We start from the raw sequence: 20,367 nt of genomic DNA, 5'->3' as shown, positions 1-20,367 counted from the left end.
ACACCCTGCCGGATCTGGTCGACGCTCCTGACCTCTGAACACTTCACGACGGCTTCGCCCCGGAAAGATGCAAGCGCGGCCCTGTCTTGCCAGTCGACCCTGCCACCCTGCGCCTGTGGTCGGGCAACCGGGTGTCAGGAGGGCGGCTGTGCCTCCCGCACAACAACTTCGCGACCGTCTTCCCGGCCGAAACGCGCAACCTCCGGTCCGGCTTCCCCGCCGCCGCCGAACCGCCCCAGGTTAAGGCTGATCTGTCCGGGCACGTCGACCAGCAGCGAAATGCCCCGGGACTGGATATAGGCGTCGATATCCCGTGACTGCATTGCCGCCAGCGCATCGTCGTTGATCACCCCGTCGAGGTTCACGACCACGGCATCGGCAAAATGGGACAGGATGCCCGCGTTCCACGCGCCGACAATGGCGCCGGGATGCGCCCCGCTCACCCAGGTCGCGGCTTCCAGCGTCAGCGGATGAAAGGCATGGTAGCGCGTGGCGCCATGCCCCTTTCGCCAGCCATCCAGCCCGGACACCAGCGCAACAGCAAACAGCACCGCGAGGCCACGCTGCATCACCCGCCGTCGCCGCCGCGGAGCGTCCGGTGCGGTCAGGGCGCGCTCCATCGCCAGCCCGACAAGGAAGACGAAGCCCGCAAGCGACGGCAGCACGTATCGCAGGATCATCCGGTGCTCGATCAGGTAATAGCCCATGTGGGCGACAACGAAGATCACGCAGAGTATCGCGATCGGCGGCGCCGACCGCCCGGCCCGAACGGTTGCCACGAGAATCGTCGCAACCGCCGCCGCCGCCAGAACCGAGGGCAGGATCGACAGCATGGTCGACGGCCCCGAGGACGGCCAGAGGCCGAGGAAATTGGCCAGATCCGGCAGGAGATGCAGCGCCCATGCCACCTGCCGCTTCACATCCGCCGCAAGGCTCCCGCTTTCGTTCGGATCGAGTTGCACGGTGGCAAGCAGGTCCACCGCCACACGGGAGTTCGGCAGTGGCACGCCGGAGATCGACAGGCTGGCCCAGATCCATGGCGCGATCACGGCAAGCGCCACCAACCCCGCCACCGTCGCAAGGGCGGTCGCCCGGACGGCGCCGGCTCCGTCGCGCAGGATGGCTGTGCTCCAGGCCCAGACCAGCACCAGACCGGAGAACAGCAGCAAATCCATTCGTGCCAGGACGCATAGCCCCAGCAAGGCACCCAGCCCGGCAGCCTGTGCCGGCGTGCCTAGGCACTGCTGCCGACGATCCAGAAGGGAGAGAACCAGCAGGACCGTGACCACAGCCAGCGGCGTCTCCAGCCCACAGAGGTTGGCAGAGATCGTGCGCCAGTTGAACAGGTAGAAGCCGGTGTGGCTCAGCGCGACCCAGGGCCGGGTATACCGCGACAGAAGCCGGTGTAGCATTGCCCCCTGCACGATCTGCAACGCGGCGCCCACCAGAAGCAGCGCCCGCACCAACCCATCGCCCGACAGCCCAAGCGCCAGCAGCGCGGATATCGCCATCCAGGCCGGATGATATCCGTTCGTCGGCGCCGTCCCATCGAAGGTTGAGCCCTCGCCCGCCGCGATATGCTGTGCCACGCGCAGGTAGTAGAACATGTCGTCGTAGATGAAATGCCCCAGCATGACGGGCATCGGTTGCAGTACCAGCACTAACAACAAGGCCGCGTTGGCGCCCAGCAATGGCAGCACCCATGCCGACCTGCGCCTCCGCGCGCCATGGCCTGCCCCCGAAATACGGCCCGTTTCCATGCCTGCCCTGTCTCCGCTCTGCTTGCCAGACAGCTATAGGCCGCTCCTGATCGCTGCGAAAGCCGCCATGCCGCCAACAGCCCTACACGGCCCGACTTGCGGCCCAATTGGCAGCGCTGAATGACGCAACGGGGCGCTATCTCCTTGCAAAGCGCACATCCCCCGGTCATACGCCGCAAATATCTTGAAACTTCGGGCGGGGCTGGTTAACTTCCCGCCACTTTTTCCGCAATGACAGAAGGACCTACGTCATAGCCCGCAGACCTCACAACGCTCCGCCGCAGCGTGACACCGGCCCCCGCGTAAATGGACGCATCCGGGCCAATGAAATCCGCCTTATCGGCGCCGAGGGCCAGAATGTTGGTGTCGTGACCCCCGCCCGTGGAATGGAACTGGCCGAGCAGGTCGGTCTGGACCTGGTGGAGATCTCGCCCAATGCCACGCCGCCGGTCTGCAAGATCATGGATTTCGGCAAGTACAAGTACGAGACGCAGAAGCGCGAATCCGAAGCTCGCAAGAAGCAGAAGACGATCGAGGTGAAGGAGGTGAAGTTCCGCCCCAACACCGACACGCATGATTACGACGTCAAGATGCGCAACGTCACCCGCTTCCTCGAAGCAGGCGACAAGGTGAAGGTCACCCTGCGGTTCCGTGGGCGCGAAATGGCGCACCAGAACCTTGGCCGGGAGCTTCTGGAACGTGTTGCCGAAGACATCAAGGAACTGGGCAAGGTCGAGAACATGCCCAAGATGGAAGGCCGCCAGATGGTCATGATGATCGGACCGATCCTCAAGTGACCGGCGACCCCGGTGCGTGACCCGCGTCCGCACCGGCCAGGTTGAGAACGAGGGCTCCGGTCGATGGCCGGAGCCTTCGTCATTTGCAGGAACCGAATCTCGCGCTGTGCGGTGTCGCGCTCGCGGAGGGATCACTGCCCGGCGTGTCTCTGCCCGCGCCTTGCCCGGATCCCTCCGGATTCGCTCCGCTGACGAGATTGCTGCGCCCCGCTCCGGCGCGGGCCAGCCGATGCAGGACAGTCCGGGCAGCGACCGCTACCGCGCAACCTTGCTATGCGACGGCCGCCAGTCGACAGCGTCCCGGCATCTGGCAAAGCCCGCCGGTATCGTTTCGAATGCCAAGCGGCACCGGGGCGCACTACAGGCACGTTTGCCACGACGAAGGATTGCCCATCGCCCCCGTCCCCCGACGGCTACCAACACGGCAGTGCCACGCGGTGTCACAGGGCCTGCCCTGCGAGACGCGGACCCTCGGGCAAAACGCACCACCCGGGCCGGAACCGGGAGAGGCCACCGGCCCGCGGTGTCAGAAGCTCCGGGTCGGACGGTCCAGAACCTGGCGTCCGAACAGGCTGGCCGTCAGGTCCACCATCAGCCGCGCCGTCTTGCCCCGGTTGTCGAGGAAAGGGTTCAGTTCCACGAGGTCGAGCGAGGTGACAAGCTGGCTGTCATGCAACATCTCCATCACCAGATGCGCCTCCCGGAAGGTGGTGCCCCCCGGAACCGTGGTGCCGACAGCCGGCGCGATACCGGGCTCGATGAAGTCGACATCGAGGCTCACATGCAGCAAGCCGCCCGCCGCCGAGACGCGGGCAAGAAACGGCTTGAGCAAGGCCGAGATCCCGCGTTCGTCGATCGCGCGCATGTCGTGGGCCTCCACACCGGCTTCCCGCACCATCACACGCTCCTCCGGATCCACCGACCGCAGACCGAGAATACAGACGTTGCGCGGATCCACACGGGCCGGGATGGGGCGCCCGAGCAGCGTGTCAAACCCCGGCTGACCGCAGACGAATGCCAGCGGCGTGCCATGCAGGTTGCCACTCTGGCTAGTCTCGAACGTGTTGAAATCGGCATGGGCATCGAGCCAGAGCACAAAGAGCGGCCGACCCTGCGCCTGTGCGGCTTCGGCGTGGCCGGCGACCGTGCCCAGCGACAGGCTGTGGTCGCCACCGAGATAGATCGGGAACGCAGGTCCCTGTGCCAGTTCCAGCGCACAGGCATGCAGGCTCCGCGTCCAGCCCGCCACCGCACGCAACGCCTTCAGGTGGCCATGGTCCGACACGGCATCGGGGGCGGCGTGGGGCGTGGCGTTTCCGCGATCCTCGACCTCGAACCCGAGCGCCTGCAACTCGTCCACGATCCCGGCCGTGCGGTAGGCATCGGGGCCCATGAGGCAGCCGCGCCGACCGCTGCCCTCTTCCACCGGGGCCCCCAGCAGAACGATCCTTTCCATTGAAATGATCCTGATTGCCCCTCCTCGCGCCGAAGGCTGCGTGGCTACGGGGGCGTTTCCATTGCGCCGGGTTCTAGGAAAACGGCCGCGACAGGGCAACCCGTTTCCCGGGGACGTCCCGCCGGGGCATCGTGCGCCGGGCAGGCCCCGTCCTGTCGCCCCACCCCGGCCCGCAAACCGGTTTCCCTTGCGCATTTGCCGCGCTAGACCTGCCCGCACCGACAGCGAGGAGCCGACATGCCCACCCTGACCGAGATGGCCTGCGAGGTCCTCACCACCGCCGACGGCCGGGAAAAGACCGCGCTGTCCCAGCGCCACGCCGAGACCTGGCGCGCCGCACGCGCAACCGGTGACGTGATCGAGGTCGGCACCGCGACGCCACCCCTTCGCCCCGCCAGACCCGACAAGCCGGAGTTGCTCGATCCGCGCGATGTTCCCCGCCGGCGCCCCGGTTCGCCACAGGGGCGCATCGCCATGCTGCACGCGGTTGCACATATCGAACTGAACGCCGTGGATCTGCACTGGGACATCATCGCCCGCTTCGGCCATGTGCCGATGCCGATGGGATTTTATGACGACTGGGTCAAGTCCGCCGACGAGGAATCAAAGCATTTCAACCTGATATGCGACTGTCTTGAAGCACAGGGCAGCCAGTATGGCGCCCTTCCCGCCCATGCCGGCATGTGGCGGGCCGCGGAGGACACCGCCGAGGACCTGTTGGGTCGGCTGGCCGTCGTCCCGATGGTTCTCGAAGCGCGCGGGCTCGATGTCACCCCCGGCATGATCGAGATTTTCCGAAAGGCCGGCGACAGCCAGACCCTCGCGGCGCTTGACGTGATCTATGCCGAGGAGGTCCACCACGTTGCCTATGGCTCCAAGTGGTTCCATTTCCTGTGCGGTCGGGAGGACCGCGATCCGGTGATCGTCTTCCATGACCTCGTGAAACGCTACTTCCACGGGGCGCTGAAGCCCCCCTTCAACGAAGAGAAGCGTGCGGAAGCCGGGATCCCGCCCGATTTCTACTGGCCGCTGGCCGAGGAAACGCCCCATGGGAACCGGCAAGGCTGAAGGTCGTGCCGGAGCCGCCCGGAAAAATCGGACGGATCAATGTGCCAGACCGGCCTTTTCCAATGAGCGCACGGGATGCTGTTCTGTCTCGCGCCGGTCTTCGACGTGGCACCTTTGAACTTGGCGGCGACTCCGGCAATATCTTTGCCCTGACGATGGACAGACGTGGATCTAGTCCAGGTCTTGCCGAACCAAGCCACGACCATTGATCCCGTCCGCCTCATGGGTCTGACGGCACCGACGATCCGCCGGATCCCCGGTCCGCCACAGGCGGCGCTTCGCTCCATTCTGCTTCATCGTGTTGCCCACGCTGAATTTCGGCCGTCTCGCTTCCAGCATCTTTCCTGAGCCGGTACGGGGTTCCCTGTGGCCAGACGTCGACATACAGCCGCGGTGACCGAGGTCCATCCCGCCCTCCCAGCTGCACCGGGACAGTCAGGTGAGAAAGCAAAGGCGATTGCACCGCCGCGCCCCGCAGAGATTCACAGACTGCCCAAATTGCAGGCAAGGTTCGTCAGCACCCCTGACGCATCGGCGGTTTCTTGCCGGTCCTGGCGGCGCCACTGTGCCGAAATGGGCGCGCCTGCCCAAAAAACTTGCGCACCACGGTTCCGCACCTTAACCCCTGAAATCGCTGGCTGTCCGTGGGGATGCGGATGGAACGGGACAAGAAAAAAAACCGGCAAAAACAACTACGGGGATGAACCTTGCGCACACGCTTTAATGATCGTGTTCACAATTTCTTCGAACGATGGTTTCCGGAACGGCGGCTTTTTCTCCGCTCCGACCGTGAAACCCGCTTCATCCGCCTCCGCCCCGGCACGCAGGCACTGGTGCTCTTCGGCTCCGCCGCGACCGTTGCCTGGGCGATCGTCGCCTCTTCGGTTCTGCTCATGGAATCGATCGGCGCGGGCAACATCCGGGAACAGGCACGCCGCGACCAGGCGCTCTACGAGGAGCGGCTGAACGCATTGTCGATGGCGCGCGAAGCCGCCGAGGAAGAGGCGCTCGCGGCGCACCAACGATTCAACGCGGCGCTCGGCCAGATCTCCCAGATGCAGTCGAAACTGCTCGCGTCGGAAGACAAGCGTCGCGAGCTGGAAACCGGCATCGGTGTCGTGCAAGCCACGCTCCGCCGCGCGATGAAGGACCGCGACGCGGCACAGGCCAGTCATGACGAGCTGGTGGCGACGCTTGAAGGCCAGTCCGAGACCGAGGGCGAAGCCTACGCGCTGGCCGAGGTGGAGCAGACGCTGACCTTCCTCAACGCCGCGCTGGAGACGACCGCTGCGGAGCGCGACGAGATGGCCGAACAGGCCGAACTGGCGCTGGAGGAGGCAGAGGCTGCCGAATACGAGCGCGACCTCGTCCTCGACCGCAACGACAAGATATTCACCCAGCTCGAGGAGGCGCTAACCGTCTCCGTCGAGCCGCTTGAGAAGATGTTTACCAAGGCCGGTCTGCCGCCCTCGACGCTGCTCGATGCCGTCAAGCGCGGCTACTCGGGTCAGGGTGGCCCGCTGACGCCGATCACCTTCTCCACGAAGGGTGTCGAACCCTCCCCCGACGAAGCCCGTGCAAACACGCTGCTCAAGGGGCTCGACCGGATGAACCTCTACCGGATTGCCGCCGAAAAGGCGCCTTTCGCCATGCCGCTCAAGGGCGCGTACCGCTTCACCTCGGGCTATGGCCCGCGCTGGGGCCGCATGCACAACGGGGCCGATTTCGCCGCCAGCCACGGCACGCCGATCTATGCAACGGCCGACGGCGTGGTGATCAAGGCCGGCTGGCACAGCGGTTTCGGGCGCATGGTCAAGGTCCGCCACGAGTTCGGCATCGAGACGTGGTATGCCCACATGTCGCGTCTGCGCGTCAAGGAAGGTCAAAGGGTCTCGAAAGGCCAGCGGATCGGTGATATGGGAAGCACCGGACGGTCGACCGGAACGCACCTCCACTACGAGGTCAGGGTGAACGGAAGGCCCACGAATCCTATGAACTTCATCAAGGCAGCCAAAGATGTTTTCTAAGAGCCGAATCAACGAGCCTGGCCCGGCAAAGGACACCGAGACAGCAAAGGCGCCCGAGGCAGCAGCCAAGAAACCGGGAGCCATGCCCACAATGGACACCAAGCCCGCAGCCCCCAAGGCAAAGCCGCCGGCATCGGTCCTTTCCTCGGATCTGACCATCACCGGCAACCTGAAGACCACTGGCGACATCCAGGTCGAGGGCACCGTCGAGGGCGACATCCGCGCCCACCTGTTGACGATCGGCGAGAACGCCACCATCCGCGGCGAATGCGTTGCCGACGACGTGGTGATCAACGGACGCATCATCGGACGCGTGCGTGGCCTGAAAGTGCGCCTGACCTCGACCGCCAAAGTCGAAGGCGACATCATCCACAAGACCATCGCCATAGAGAGCGGTGCCCATTTCGAAGGCTCCGTCCAGCGCCAGGACGATCCGCTGAGCACCGGCGCCACGCGCGCGCCGAAGCCGGCGACCCAGGACTAGGGACCTTTCGGAACGGACGCCCCCCGGGGCGCCTGCAAGACGTTGCGAGGCGGGGCCACAGGGCTCCGCCTTTTCAATGTCGGCGGTGGCCCCGCTGTCAGGAGAACGCGATGCGCAAGTGCCTGCTGGGGCGCCTTTTCACAAACTCCTCCTCGATCCAGCGCAGAACCCGCCTTTGGCCGCCGAAGGCAACCATTTCGGCCGCTTCGTCGAAACCAACCCAGCGATACGCGCTGTGCTCATGGTTGAGCACGACCTCCGCCGAAGCATCGACGATGGCGACGAACACCGGGAAGATCGTGATCCGGTCCCGATCCGCCTCGTAGAACTGCTCGCAGGTGTCGGCCGAATAGAGGGCGTCGGGCGTCACCCCGGTTTCCTCCTCAAGCTCCCGCAGCGCCGCCTGCCAGGCGGTTTCGCCCGGCGCGATACCGCCCGCCACCTGGCACCACTCTCTCACCAGCGACTCGATGCGTTCGAGCAGCAGAACCTCGTGGGGGAGGTCCGTCACCCGAATGGCAAAGAGCGAAACGCCAAAGGCGCGTATCGGGATTTCTTGCATGATCGCCCCTGATGCTTGCAGTCGCGCCAGCGTGTCAGGGGCATTGCCGCGATGAAACCAGCAGGGAGGGATCGGTCTCAAACGCCACGAGTGCACGCGCACTGGCCGCTTCCGCCGCCATCGGCCGTTTGGATACTGCCCCCGACGACCGTACAAGCCACGGCAGGGCGCCTTCATCGCCACGGTAGCGCACCATCGGGCCACAACGAGGCGCGGCTCCGAACGTGCCTCGTCGGGTTTTTCTTTGCGGCGCGCCCAAGCCTGACCTAGGCTGTTACTACTTTGCCCACACTGGCCGGATGGTCACCATCCGCCCTGCCCCGGACAGCATTCAATTTGGGACAGTCACATGGATTCAATCATCAATTTCCTGAACACGGTTTTCTGGAGCTATATCCTCCTCTACGGCCTGCTTGCGGTCGGCCTCTATTTCACGATCCGACTGGGCTTCATCCAGTTCCTGCATTTCCGCGAGATGATCCGCTGTGTTACCGGCTCCGGCGAAGCAACAAAGAACGGCATCACGCCGTTGCAGGCGCTGACCGTTTCACTGGCGAGCCGTGTCGGCACCGGCAACATGGCCGGCGTGGCCGTGGCGCTCTACCTCGGTGGTCCGGGTGCGATCTTCTGGATGTGGATCGTTGCGCTGGTCGGCATGGCAACCGCCTATGCCGAAAGCCTACTGGCCCAACTCTACAAGGTGCGCGGACCGCACGGCATGTATCGGGGCGGACCGGCGGTCTATATCACCAACGGGCTCGGCGCCCGCTGGGCCGGGATCGTCTTCGCAATCTGCCTGCTGATCTCCTTCGGGTTGGTTTTCAACGCCGTGCAGGCCAACGCCATCGCAGGCGCCATGAAGGGTGCCTTTGCAGTACCGGAGCTTGTGAGCGGCATCGGGATCGCGGCGCTTGCCGGCATCGTGATCTTCGGCGGGGTTCGGAAGATCGCGCGGGTGGCCGAGATCGTGGTGCCTTTCATGGCCGGTATCTACCTGCTGCTGGCGCTCGCGATTCTGGTCATGAACATCGGGCAGGTGCCTGCCGTGCTCTCCAACATCCTGGCCAATGCCTTCGGGCTGGACGAGGCGGTGGGCGGTGTCACCGGCGGTGTCATGGCGGCGATGATGAACGGGGTGAAACGCGGCCTGTTCTCCAACGAGGCCGGCATGGGCTCGGCGCCCAATATCGCGGCCGTCGCGGTGCCCGAACCGCATCACCCCGCCTCGCAAGGGTTCGTGCAGGCCCTTGGCGTGTTTATCGACACGCTGGTGATCTGCACCTGCACGGCAATCATCATCCTGCTGTCCGGCATCCTCGTACATGAAAACGGCGTGACCGGCATGGCCCTGACGCAGGACGCGCTGGAGGAACACGTCGGATGGTTCGGCGCCTACTTCATCGCCGTGGCGATCTTCTTCTTCGCCTTCACCTCGATCATCGGCAACTACTCCTATGCGGAGAACGCCGTGGTTTTCCTTGGCCTGCGCCGGGGGCCCGGGCTCACCATCATGCGCTGCGCGGTGCTGGCGATGGTGGTCTGGGGCTCGCTGCAAAGCGTTGCGACCGTTTTCAACGCCGCCGATGCCTCGATGGGGCTCATGGCCTCGATCAACCTGGTAGCGATCGTGCTGCTGTCCGGGCAGGTTGTGCGACTGACGCGGGACTACATCGAACAGCGCAAGGCGGGCAGTGTACCAAAGTTCCATATCGCCCGGCACGAGGGACTTGGCGACGGGATCGACCCCGAAATCTGGAAGTGATCCCATGTCCCGTCCCGGCAGCAGGACCGACGCCAGCCGATCCCCCGGGCCTGCGCGCTAGGGTTGCAGCGGCCTGCGGACCACGACCTGCAAGACCGTGCAGGACAGATCCTCGGCGCTGAAGTCGCTCCAACTCGGATGCACGTCAATCCGGTCCAGATCGCAGGTCCCGACGGGCGTCATCTCCAGGATCTCGAAGCCTGCGGTCTCGAAGGCCTCCCGGTATTCCGGCACCTGCAAGGTATTGACGTATTGCACGGCGTTGTTGATCCGGCCGAGGAACTCCTGCCGGTCATAGGTCAGGTATTGCTTCTCATGGGCGTCCTTCGCATAGATCCGAAGGTGGTCCACCAGCACGATGAGGTGATAGCCATAGCCGCCCGGCCGGGTCACCTCGAACCAGCGGCGCAGGATGTCGGGGATGTGGTCGCGGATCAGGTGTTCGCCGACGTCGCTGCTGACCAGCAGATCGTAGGCCGCGTCGGGAAGGCCCGGCATCTTGCCCGATGGGTCCGCGGCGTAGGAAAACCCGAGCATCTCGTACAACTCTGCCGGCGACGCCGCAGCCGCGGCCTGCTGCATCAATGCCGCCCCGTCGGCATTCTCCAACCCGAGCCGTTCGCGCACTTCCGAATCCGAAAGTTGCTGAAGGAACCTTTGCATCCGGGTCGGGCGGCGCTTGTCGACCACGTCATACAACGTGACCTCGCAGGGCACCTCGTTGCGCAACATCAGAGCTTCCCAGTGGAACCAGCCGGTGCCGATCTCCAGCGCGCGCATCCCCGGTGTCAGGATCCCGTGCCGCCGCAATGCCTCCAGCAACATCGGCGTCCGCCAGAAGTACTTCCAGTTAATGTCCTGGTCACGGCCGACCAGACCACGGGCCCTGCCCAACCATTCATAGAGCTGTCGCGTGGCGGAATTGGCGGAAAAAAGCCGGAGAATCCGGGCGGCGGTCTCGTACTGCATCAGATCTCCCTGCGCTCCGCCCGGTTGTAGGGCAGCGCAGGAGGGCGAACAAGCGCTCCGGTCAATCCTCCGGGTGGATCAGCGCACGTCGATAGAGATGCCATGTCGCATGACCAAGCACCGGGAGCGCCACGAACAGCCCTAGGAACAGCGGCAGCATCGCCATCAACACGCAAATCGCGATCACCAGCGCCCAGACAAGCATGACGGCGAAGTTCTCCCGCACCGCCTCGAAGCTCAGCAGCATCGCCGTCATGAAGTCGATCTCCTTGTCGACCAGAAGCGGCAGCGAAAACACCGTGAGCCCGAACAGGATGAAGGCAAGGACGCCGCCGACCACCAGTTCGACCGCGATCATTGTCAGCCCGTTCGCGGTCAGGAACACATCGAGCGAGGAGGTGACGTTCGTCATCACGCTGAGCCCCATGAACAGCGCAAAGATCATGTGGGCAAGGAAGGAATAGAACAGGAAGTAGATCACGATGATCGCGCCCGCCCAGGGGATCTGGCGGTCTTTCTCTTTCCAGATCACGCCGAAGATCTGGTAGAGGTCGAGCGGCTGGTTGTTCTCGATCCTGCGGCTGGTCTCGTAGAGCCCCACGGCCGCGAATGGCGCCACGAGCGGAAACCCGAGCGCGAGGATCAGCGTCTGGGTCACGAAGCCGCTGGAAATGAACATCATGAACAGCCCGCCGAGCACGTAGACGGCACTGAACACCAGCCCGAAACCCGGCGCGCGGCGAAAATCTTTCCAGCCCATGTCGAGCGCATAGGCGAGATCGCTGCGGTCGAGCTCCGCAATGTCCGGGCGCGGTGACGCCTTGATCCCGCTGGTGTCTGTCATGTCGGGCCTCCCCTCCCTGGCGTGGCAAACATCCCGGAAAGAATGCCCGATCTGTCGGGGGATGCACGGAATTTCTTCGCCCTCGCGTGAAGAAACCGGGAGAACGACCTGAATCCATAGTTTTTCGTGTCGTTTTTCCTTTTCGCCGCCGGTCCTGCGGCGATCGGGGCCGAGTTCGCATATGTTGGTCGCCGACACCGATGCAATTTAACCAAAGGAGCATTCCCATGGCGGAGAACGGAATTCGGCAGACCGCGGGCCGCGGACGCAGGTACGACACGGTTCTGGACACGATCGGCGACACGCCGGTGATCCGCATCAACAAGCTCGCTCCCGAGCATGTGACGCTCTACGTGAAGGCTGAGGCGTTCAACCCCGCGGCCTCCGTGAAGGACCGTCTGGCGGTGAACATCATCGAGGCGGCAGAACGTGCCGGCACGCTGAAGCCGGGCCAGACGGTGGTCGAGGCGACCTCGGGCAATACCGGTATCGGGTTGGCCATGGTCTGCGCCCAGAAGGGATACCCCTTGGTCGTCACCATGCATGACGGGTTTTCGGTGGAACGGCGCCGGCTGATGCGGATGCTCGGCGCGAAGGTCGTCCTGACCCCGAAGGCGAACGGTGCTGTCGGTATGGTCCGGAAAGCGACCGAGCTCGCCAATGCCCACGGCTGGTTCCTCGCCCGGCAGTTCGAAACCGAGGCAAATGCCGATATTCACGAGGCGACGACCGCGCGGGAAATCCTGGCCGATTTCGCCGACACGCGGCTGGACTACGTGGTGACGGGCTATGGCACCGGCGGCACCGTCACCGGAATCGGGCGGGTATTGCGCAAGGAGCGGCCGGAAACGAAGATCATCCTCTCCGAACCGGCCAACGCCCAGCTTCTGGGCTCGGGCAATGGGCAGGAGCGCGACGAGACCGGCGCCCCGGCGGCGAAGCACCCCGCCTTCGAGGCCCATGTCATCCAGGGCTGGACGCCCGACTTCATTCCGCTGGTGTTGCAAGAGGCGGTGGACGGCGCCTATTACGACGGGCTGGTTCCGGCGTCGGGTCCCGATGGCGTCACCTGGTCACGCCGGCTGGCAGCCGAGGAAGGGATCTTCACCGGCATCTCCGGCGGCGCGACCTTCGCCGCCGCAATCGAAACCGCGAAATCTGCGCCCGAGGGCTCGGTGATTCTGTGCATGTTGCCGGACACGGGCGAGCGATACCTCTCCACTCCGCTGTTCGAGGGCATCCCCGAAGAGATGAGCGAAGAGGAAAAGGAAATCGCCGCATCGACCCCGCTCTGAGTGGCTGTCCGGGCCGGGTGCCGACGCACTCGGCCCACCGCCCGAACACAAGTTCGCGCACGTCTTCTGGTGGCAAGCGGGTTTCGGTGGCCAGGCAAAGCCGGACCGGCAACTGAGAGTTGGTTGCTGCGCTTCGCCCTAGTCGGCCTGGGCTTCGCTGCGGCTCTTGCCGGCGACATTCATCGCCAGCGTGGCGGCCATGAAGCCGTCCAGGTCGCCGTCAAGCACCCCGGCCGTGTCCGAGGTCTCGTGATTGGTGCGCAGGTCCTTCACCATCTGGTAGGGCTGCAACACGTAGGAGCGGATCTGGTTGCCCCAGCCCGCCGAGCCCTTGGCGGCGTGCGCCTCGTTGATCGCCTCGTTGCGGCGGTCGAGCTCCATCTGGTAAAGCCTTGATTTCAGGGCCTTCATGGCAATGTCGCGGTTCTGGTGCTGCGACTTCTCGGAAGAGGTCACGACAATGCCGGTCGGCAGGTGGGTGATCCGCACGGCCGAGTCGGTGGTGTTGACGTGCTGACCGCCCGCCCCCGAGGAGCGATAGGTGTCGAGCCGGATATCGGCCGGGTTCACCTCGATCTCGATATTGTCGTCGACCACCGGATAGACCCAGACAGACGCAAAGGAGGTCTCCCGCGTGCCCTTGCCGAAGGGAGAGATCCGCACGAGGCGATGCACGCCGCTTTCCGATTTCAGCCAGCCATAGGCGTTGGCGCCCGAGATCTTGTAGGCGGCGGATTTGATCCCCGCCTCGGTGCCCGCTTCCTCCGATTGCAGCTCGACCTTGTAACCGCGCTTCTCCGCCCAGCGGACATACATCCGTTGCAGCATCTGCGCCCAGTCGCAGGCCTCGGTCCCACCGGCACCGGCATTGATCTCAAGGAAGGTGTCATTGCCGTCGGCCTCTCCGTTGAGCAACGCCTCCAGTTCCTTCTCCGCGGCCCGCGCCGCCAGAGTGGTGAGCGCGGCCTCGGCTTCCGCGACGACCTCTGCATCCTCTTCCATCTCGCCCAGCTCGATCAGCTCGATGTTGTCTTCGAGCTCCTGCGCGATGCCCTTGTAGACTGCGATGGAATCCACCAGCATCTGCCGCTCCCGCATCAGCTTCTGCGCGGCCTCCGGGTTGTCCCAGAGCGTCGGATCCTCCACCCGCGCGTTGAATTCCTCCAACCGGTGGTCGGCGGTCTCCAGATCCATCCGCTGGCCCAGAAGGGTCAGGGAATTGCGGATCGCATCAACGGTATTCTGGGTTTCGGCGCGCATGAAAGTCTCCGTGGTAGACCTGCCTCATAGCGCGCCGCCGTCAGCGGGGCAAGCAAGCGGGCGCTGCGGCCAGCAAGGCGGCGGCACCCGCCCTGCCCGGCCACCCGGTGGGGCGACCAACCGGGCGGTATCGCCACGAAAGAGTCGCGGTCGGGATCGCGCCGTGGCATGACCGAGCCAGCAACCATTGGAAGGACCAGGGATGAAGATCACGGAAAACCACCCCCTTGAGGAGCTTTCTCCCGGCGACGAGGCGGAGCTTGTCCGGATCTGCACGGAGGATGATTTCTACGTGTTTGCCAATGCCTCCGGAAACCACAACCCGATGCACCTGGCCGAACATGACGGAGACGGTGACGGTGAGCCGGAGGCTGTGGCGCCCGCGATGTGGGTCGGATCCCTGATCTCTGCGGTGCTCGGAAACATCCTGCCCGGCGCCGGTACGCTCTACCGCAGCCAGAGCTTCGAGTTCCTCGAACGCGCCCATGCCGGGGACGAGCTGATATCGAAGGTCCGCGTGACAGAGAAGCGTGACAATGGCGACGTGGTGCTGGACACTACCGTCAGTCGAACCTCCGACGGCGCACTTCTGGTGCGCGGTACGGCGGTCGTCACCGCCCCCACGGTGAAACTCGGCTTCGACGATCTTCATGTCCCCGGGCTGGTCGTACAACGCCACCGCCATTTCGAGGCGCTCATGGAGACAGTCGACGGCATCCCGGCAACCGTGACCGCGATTGTTGCGCCGGAGGAGCCCAATTCCCTCGGCGGCGCCTTGCTGGCACGGGACAAGGGCATCATCGAGCCGATCCTCGTGGGCGCTCCGGACAAGATTGCCGAAGCGGCGGCGGAGCTTGGTGAAAGCCTCGCCGGGATCGAGTTGGTCGAGGCACAGGACCACGCCCAGGCGGCGGCGCTTTCGGTGGATATCGTCAACGCTGGCCGCGCGCAGGCGTTGATGAAGGGTCATCTGCACACCGATGACCTGCTCCGCGCCGCGCTGCGCAAACCGAACGGGCTGCGCGCCGGGCGGCGCTTCACGCATGTCTTTGTCATGGACGTGCCCTCCCTGCCGCATCCGTTGCTGGTGACCGACGCGGCGATCAACATTGCCCCGGACCTGCCGACAAAGGTCGACATCGTGCAGAACGCCATCGACCTGGCGATTTCGCTTGGCATTGACGAACCGAAGGTCGGCGTGCTGTCGGCAGTGGAGACGGTCAACCCGCAGATCCCGTCCTCCACCGACGCGGCACTGCTGTCCAAGATGGCAGAGCGTGGCCAGATTCACGGCGGGCTGGTGGACGGTCCGCTGGCCATGGACAACGCCGTCGACCTTGCTGCCGCGCGCACCAAGGGCATCACCTCGCAGGTCGCGGGGCGCGCGCAGATCCTCGTCGCGCCCAATCTCGACGCGGGCAACATGATCGCCAAGCAACTCACCTATATCGCCAAGGCCGAGGGCGCCGGAGTGGTGCTGGGCGCCAAGGTGCCGATCATCCTGACATCTCGCGCGGACGGGGATGAGGCGCGGCTGGCCTCCTGCGCCGTCGCCGCCCTGCACGAGGCCCGGCTGTCCGGCAGGCTGCCTGCGCGGGCAGCGGCACAGTAGCGGCACGCGCCCGCCGGGGCGCGCGCCCCAGCGGGCTACACGTACTTGTGGCAACGCGCGGTTGTGACGTCGCGCCCAACCTGAACGCACGACCGATCGGCTCCCTGTCCTTGACCACCCACAGCCGAGCCCTCGCACACGGCACCGGGCGGCCCTGGCGGCCACTGCACAGCGCGTGACATGCTCCGGATAGCGTCGCGGGTCTGTGGGTCAGGTGCCCCCCGGCGCGAGGCCGCCATTGCGCTGGAAACCCTCGACCGCGTCCTGAACGATGGTGTCGCTGACCCGGCGATAGTTTACGAAGGAATTGGCGCTCAGCACGACGAAGAAGCCCTCCATATCCACCAGCACGTATCCCCGTTCGAGCAACTCGCGTGCCAACCGGGAGATATCGGCCTCGTACAGCCGGCGTCGGCGCATCAGGGCTCGCAACAGCTTCGCCGATATCCTGTAGCGGCCGTGATCCTTGCCGCCGAACTCCTGCGTGTAAAACCCGACGAGACTGTCGGCGGCGTGAAGAAAAAGCTTGTCAGATGTCATACCTCCCTCTAATTGGATAAACAAAGTTTGTCTATAGACTAACTTTTTTCACCCTATATCGATGGAGATGCGCCGGTGGACGAGCACATGACGGTGCCGCGGGACATTGCAGATGCGCTGCGTGACGCCATCGAGGCGAAAGACGACGCGCGCCTTGACGCCTTGCTGGACCCGCTGCCGCCGAGCGAGGCGCTCCGGCTCATGCTCAACCTCGGGCCGGAGGTTCGCGAGGAGGCTTTCCGGGTCATGACCTCCGACCTTGTCGCCGAGCTGGTCGAGGAGGCCCCCAGCGAACTGGCGGCGGATTTCATCGGCGCGATGGACGTGGAGCGCGCGGCCGAAGTGCTCGACGAGCTGGCCTCCTATGTGCAGGCGGATGTCATCGGGGAGATGAACACCGCCGCGGCCGATGCCGTCCTTGCGAAGATGGACGCCGAGAACGCTGCCGATGTCCGCCGGCTGGCCGAATACGACGAGGAGACAGCCGGTGGCTTGATGTCGGCGGAAACCTTCTCCTTCCCGGAGGCGGCCACCGTCCGGACGGTCATCCAAAGAATGGCCGACGACGAGGACCGTTTCGACCGGTACCGCGCCCAGAACCCGTATGTGCTCGACGATGCCGGGCGGCTTGTCGGCGTGGTTTCCCTGCGCGCCCTGCTCTCCTCCCGGCGTGCCACGCCGCTGGCCGAGGTCATGATCCCGCCGATCTCGGTCAGCGCGCAGGAAACGCTGGACGGGCTGGAGGATCTGTTCGACGAACATCGTTGCCTTGCCCTGCCCGTCTGCGACGCCGACGGGCGGCTGGCCGGAGTCGTCACCCGGGCCGCGGTGACGGAGGCGCTGGCCGAGCGCGCCGAAAGTGAGAGCCTGCGCCGCCAGGGTGTGATCGGGGATGAACTGCGCTCGATGCCGCTGCGGATCCGGTCCGGTCGGCGCCTTGCGTGGCTTTCCATCAACATCGTGCTGAACATCATCGCCGCCAGCGTGATCGCCGCCTACGAGGCGACCATCGCCGCCGTGATCGCGATCGCGGTTTTCCTGCCGATGGTGTCCGACATGTCGGGATGTTCCGGAAACCAGGCCGTCGGTGTTACCATGCGCGAGCTTTCGCTGGGCCTGGTGCGGCCGGTGGATGCATTCAGGGTCTGGCTGAAGGAAATCTCCGTCGGGCTAGTGAACGGGCTCGCGCTCGGCCTCCTGATTGGTCTCGTTGCCTGGATCTGGAAGGGCAACCCCTGGCTCGGGCTGGTCATCGGCACCGCGATGGCCATCAACACGATGATCGCCGTGTCCATTGGCGGCGTCGTGCCGCTGCTGCTCAAGAGGCTTGGGCAGGACCCGGCAGCGGCCAGCGGGCCACTGCTTACCACGATCACCGACATGGCGGGGTTCTTTCTCGTCCTGTCTCTCGCCACCCTCATGATGCCCCTGCTTGCGTGAAGGCACCGCAATGACACCGAAACACACCGAAGACGCCCCCCCGCCCCCGAAGAAAAAGCAGCGTGCTCACCCACCGCTGACGATCGGCTGGCGGGAATACGTGTCGCTGCCCGAGCTTGGTCTGAACGATTTCACGGCCAAGATCGACACCGGCGCCCTGACGACGGCGCTGCACGCCACCGATATCCGCACCTATACCGCCGACAACGGCAATGTCTGGGTTCAGTTTCGCCCGCCGGACCTTGGCCACGAAGCGCCGGAGATCTGCCACGCGCGGGTCTCCGACCACCGGAAGGTGAAGAACAGCGGCGGCGTGTCCGAGCCGCGGTATTTCATCCGCACCAACCTGCGTGTCGAGCAACGGGTTTTCCTCGTCGAGATCTCCCTGACCGACCGCGGCGAGCTCAAGTACCCGATGATCATCGGCAGGACTGCCCTGCGCGGTCACGGGCTGGTCGTGGATTGCGGCCATTCCTGGCTGACCCGTCCGAAACCGAAAAAAAACCGTTCCAAGGAATAGATACATGAAGATCGCCATGCTCTCCCGCAACCCGGACCTCTATTCGCATCGCCGCATCAAGGAGGCGGCAGAGGCGCGCGGGCACGATTTCGACATCATCAACACCACCCGCTGTTACATGAACATCGCGTCGCGGCGGCCCGAGATCTACTACAACGGCGAGCAACTGCCGCATTTCGACGCCGTGATCCCGCGGATCGGTGCCTCCGTCACCTTCTACGGCATGGCCGTGGTGCGGCAATTCGAGATGATGGGGGTCTATTGCCTCAACAAGAGCATCGCCATCGGCCGCTCGCGGGACAAGCTGCGTTCGATGCAGCTCATGGCGCGGGAGGGCATCGGCCTGCCGGTGACCACCTTCGCCTATGATCCCAAGCAGACGGCAGAAGTGGTCGAACTGGCCGGTGGCGCGCCGCTGGTGATCAAGCTGCTCGAAGGCACACAGGGGATCGGCGTCGTGCTGGCGGATTCCGACCGCTCCGCGAAGTCGATCATAGAGGCGTTCCGGGGCGCCAAGATCAACATCATGGCGCAGGAATTCATCAAGGAAGCCAAGGGCACGGACATCCGCGCCCTGGTCGTCGGTGGCAAGGTCGTCGCCGCGATCAAGCGCACCGGCGCAGAGGGCGAATTCCGATCCAACCTGCACCGGGGCGGCTCGGCCACGCTGGCCAAGATCTCCCCCGAGGAGCGTTCAACCGCCGTGCGCGCGGCCAGGACCATGGGCCTTGCGGTTTGTGGCGTCGATATGCTGCGCTCCAACCACGGGCCCGTCGTGATGGAGGTCAACTCCTCCCCCGGGATCGAGGGCGTGGAAAAGGCGACCGGCAAGGACGTGGCCGGCATGATCATCGAATACATCGAGAAAAACGCCGATCCGTCCAAGAACCGTGCCAAGGTCGTGGGATGACGCCGGTGCGGGCCCCTTTCGAGATCGGCGGACAGAGCGTACCCGCCGGCAGCCGCAGGACGGTCGACATCCCCGTCAGCGTGCTGTCCGACCACACGCCGGTCACCCTGTCGGCGCATGTGATACACGGGCGGCGGGCGGGGCCGACGATCTTCGTGACCGCGGGCATTCACGGCGACGAGGTGATCGGGGCGGAGATCGTGCGCCGGTTGCTGACGATGAAGGCGCTTGGCAGCCTCAGGGGCACGCTGATCGCGATCCCCATCGTTAACGCCTTCGGCTTCCTTAACCAGTCGCGCTACCTTCCCGACCGCCGCGACCTCAACCGCTGTTTCCCGGGCTCGGCCAAGGGGTCTCTGGCCGCGCGCCTTGCCGATCTGCTGATGCGGGAGGTCGTCGCGCGCAGCGACCTTGGCATCGACCTCCATTCCGCGGCGATCCACCGGACGAACCTGCCGCAAATCCGTGTCACGAAGGGCGACAAGGAGGCGCTGCGGCTGGCCCATGTGTTCGGCGCGCCGGTGATCCTGCAATCCACCGAACGCGATGGCTCGCTGCGGGCGGCGGCGTCGGATCTCGGCGTGAACGTGCTGCTTTTCGAGGCGGGAGAGGCGTTGCGGTTCGACGAGCTTGCCGTGCGGGCCGGCGTCGCCGGGGTCCTGAGGGTCCTCCACACTCTGGGCATGGTCGGGTCGCGGGGCGTGCCGAAACCTCGCGGAAAATCCATGCTCCTGAAGTCCAGTCGCTGGCTGCGCGCCCCGCAGGGCGGACTTTTGCGGGTGTTCCGCGACACAGGTGACGTCGTTTCCAAGGGCGAGTTGCTCGCCGCCGTCTCCGACCCCTTCGGAGAGGTGGAGCGTGATGTGGTCGCCAGCATCGATGGCATCATCGTCGGCCGCGCCGTCATGCCGATCGTGAACGAGGGGGACGCGATCTTCCACATCGCGCAGACGGCTTCGGTCGAGCGTGCCGAGGACACCTTGCAGGTCCTCCGCACGGATCTTGAGGGCGACCCGATCTTCGACGAGGACGAGATCATCTGATGCGCACGCGTCCGGCCG

18 protein-coding genes are annotated in these 20,367 nt (G+C 65.0%); 11 read left to right on the top strand and 7 right to left on the bottom strand.

Annotation, left to right across the window (positions count from 1 at the left end):
* Positions 1-134: 134 nt before the first annotated feature.
* Positions 135-1,760 carry a hypothetical protein gene (locus CLV78_RS02715; RefSeq protein WP_106203215.1) on the bottom strand — a complete coding sequence of 542 codons (1,626 nt, stop codon included), beginning with the start codon at positions 1,758-1,760 and terminating at the stop codon, positions 135-137.
* Between the two features lie 251 nt (positions 1,761-2,011).
* On the opposite strand from CLV78_RS02715, the gene infC reads away from it, so the two are divergent.
* Positions 2,012-2,557: a translation initiation factor IF-3 gene (gene infC, locus CLV78_RS02710; RefSeq protein WP_106203214.1), complete on the top strand. Its 546-nt coding sequence runs from the start codon at positions 2,012-2,014 to the stop codon at positions 2,555-2,557.
* 526 nt (positions 2,558-3,083) lie between these two features.
* On the opposite strand, the gene rocF is transcribed toward infC, so the two are convergent.
* Entirely contained in the window at positions 3,084-4,019 is a 936-nt protein-coding gene (gene rocF, locus CLV78_RS02705; RefSeq protein WP_211300948.1) for an arginase, read from the bottom strand.
* A 231-nt stretch (positions 4,020-4,250) separates the two neighbouring features.
* Here rocF and CLV78_RS02700 point away from each other — a divergent pair, with 231 nt between their 5' ends.
* From CLV78_RS02700 to CLV78_RS02690, 3 genes are all read left to right on the top strand, one after another.
* Positions 4,251-5,081, top strand: a complete 831-nt coding sequence (locus tag CLV78_RS02700; protein ID WP_245924810.1) for a ferritin-like domain-containing protein — start codon at positions 4,251-4,253, stop codon at positions 5,079-5,081.
* A gap of 707 nt (positions 5,082-5,788) precedes the next feature.
* Entirely contained in the window at positions 5,789-7,108 is a 1,320-nt protein-coding gene (locus tag CLV78_RS02695) for a M23 family metallopeptidase (protein WP_106203212.1), read from the top strand.
* Positions 7,098-7,592 carry a bactofilin family protein gene (locus CLV78_RS02690; protein ID WP_106203211.1) on the top strand — a complete coding sequence of 165 codons (495 nt, stop codon included), beginning with the start codon at positions 7,098-7,100 and terminating at the stop codon, positions 7,590-7,592. Before CLV78_RS02695 ends, CLV78_RS02690 begins: the two co-directional genes overlap by 11 nt.
* 97 nt (positions 7,593-7,689) lie before the next feature.
* Here the strand turns inward: CLV78_RS02690 and CLV78_RS02685 are convergent, their stop codons facing one another.
* Positions 7,690-8,154, bottom strand: a complete 465-nt coding sequence (locus tag CLV78_RS02685; RefSeq protein ID WP_106203210.1) for an NUDIX hydrolase — start codon at positions 8,152-8,154, stop codon at positions 7,690-7,692.
* 349 nt (positions 8,155-8,503) lie between these two features.
* On the opposite strand from CLV78_RS02685, the gene CLV78_RS02680 reads away from it, so the two are divergent.
* Positions 8,504-9,916 (top strand): alanine/glycine:cation symporter family protein, encoded by a 1,413-nt coding sequence (locus tag CLV78_RS02680; protein ID WP_106203209.1) that lies wholly within the window; start codon positions 8,504-8,506, stop codon positions 9,914-9,916.
* Between the two features lie 57 nt (positions 9,917-9,973).
* Here the strand turns inward: CLV78_RS02680 and CLV78_RS02675 are convergent, their stop codons facing one another.
* Complete coding sequence (locus CLV78_RS02675) at positions 9,974-10,885, bottom strand: class I SAM-dependent methyltransferase (protein ID WP_106203208.1); 912 nt, start codon at positions 10,883-10,885, stop codon at positions 9,974-9,976.
* 61 nt (positions 10,886-10,946) lie between these two features.
* Entirely contained in the window at positions 10,947-11,729 is a 783-nt protein-coding gene (locus CLV78_RS02670; RefSeq protein WP_106203207.1) for a DUF2189 domain-containing protein, read from the bottom strand.
* A 227-nt stretch (positions 11,730-11,956) separates the two neighbouring features.
* Here CLV78_RS02670 and CLV78_RS02665 point away from each other — a divergent pair, with 227 nt between their 5' ends.
* Positions 11,957-13,024, top strand: coding sequence for a PLP-dependent cysteine synthase family protein (locus tag CLV78_RS02665; RefSeq protein WP_106203206.1), 1,068 nt, complete (start codon positions 11,957-11,959; stop codon positions 13,022-13,024).
* A gap of 138 nt (positions 13,025-13,162) precedes the next feature.
* Here CLV78_RS02665 and prfB read toward each other — a convergent pair whose 3' ends face one another.
* The gene (prfB, locus tag CLV78_RS02660; protein ID WP_106203205.1) at positions 13,163-14,284 is read right to left on the bottom strand and encodes a peptide chain release factor 2; all 1,122 of its coding nucleotides are present in this window, start codon (positions 14,282-14,284) and stop codon (positions 13,163-13,165) included.
* A 202-nt stretch (positions 14,285-14,486) separates the two neighbouring features.
* Here prfB and CLV78_RS02655 point away from each other — a divergent pair, with 202 nt between their 5' ends.
* The gene (locus CLV78_RS02655; RefSeq protein WP_106203204.1) at positions 14,487-15,896 is read left to right on the top strand and encodes a bifunctional enoyl-CoA hydratase/phosphate acetyltransferase; all 1,410 of its coding nucleotides are present in this window, start codon (positions 14,487-14,489) and stop codon (positions 15,894-15,896) included.
* Positions 15,897-16,106: 210 nt separating this feature from the next.
* Here the strand turns inward: CLV78_RS02655 and CLV78_RS02650 are convergent, their stop codons facing one another.
* Positions 16,107-16,436, bottom strand: a complete 330-nt coding sequence (locus tag CLV78_RS02650) for a hypothetical protein (protein WP_106203203.1) — start codon at positions 16,434-16,436, stop codon at positions 16,107-16,109.
* 75 nt (positions 16,437-16,511) lie between these two features.
* Here CLV78_RS02650 and CLV78_RS02645 point away from each other — a divergent pair, with 75 nt between their 5' ends.
* From CLV78_RS02645 to CLV78_RS02630, 4 genes are read left to right on the top strand one after another with little or no spacing between them, the layout of a single operon-like run.
* Positions 16,512-17,876, top strand: coding sequence for a magnesium transporter (locus CLV78_RS02645; RefSeq protein ID WP_245924809.1), 1,365 nt, complete (start codon positions 16,512-16,514; stop codon positions 17,874-17,876).
* Between the two features lie 10 nt (positions 17,877-17,886).
* Positions 17,887-18,396, top strand: coding sequence for an ATP-dependent zinc protease family protein (locus tag CLV78_RS02640; protein WP_106203202.1), 510 nt, complete (start codon positions 17,887-17,889; stop codon positions 18,394-18,396).
* A gap of 4 nt (positions 18,397-18,400) precedes the next feature.
* A complete protein-coding gene (gene rimK, locus CLV78_RS02635) occupies positions 18,401-19,306 on the top strand; it encodes a 30S ribosomal protein S6--L-glutamate ligase (protein ID WP_106203201.1) in 906 nt (301 codons plus the stop codon).
* Positions 19,303-20,349 (top strand): succinylglutamate desuccinylase/aspartoacylase family protein, encoded by a 1,047-nt coding sequence (locus CLV78_RS02630; RefSeq protein WP_106203200.1) that lies wholly within the window; start codon positions 19,303-19,305, stop codon positions 20,347-20,349. Before rimK ends, CLV78_RS02630 begins: the two co-directional genes overlap by 4 nt.
* Positions 20,350-20,367 lie beyond the last annotated feature (18 nt).

Source organism: Aliiruegeria haliotis (assembly GCF_003003255.1).
Lineage (GTDB): Bacteria > Pseudomonadota > Alphaproteobacteria > Rhodobacterales > Rhodobacteraceae > Tropicimonas > Tropicimonas haliotis.
Note: the sequence above shows the minus strand (reverse complement) of the source record. Positions and strands in the feature narration are given on the sequence as shown.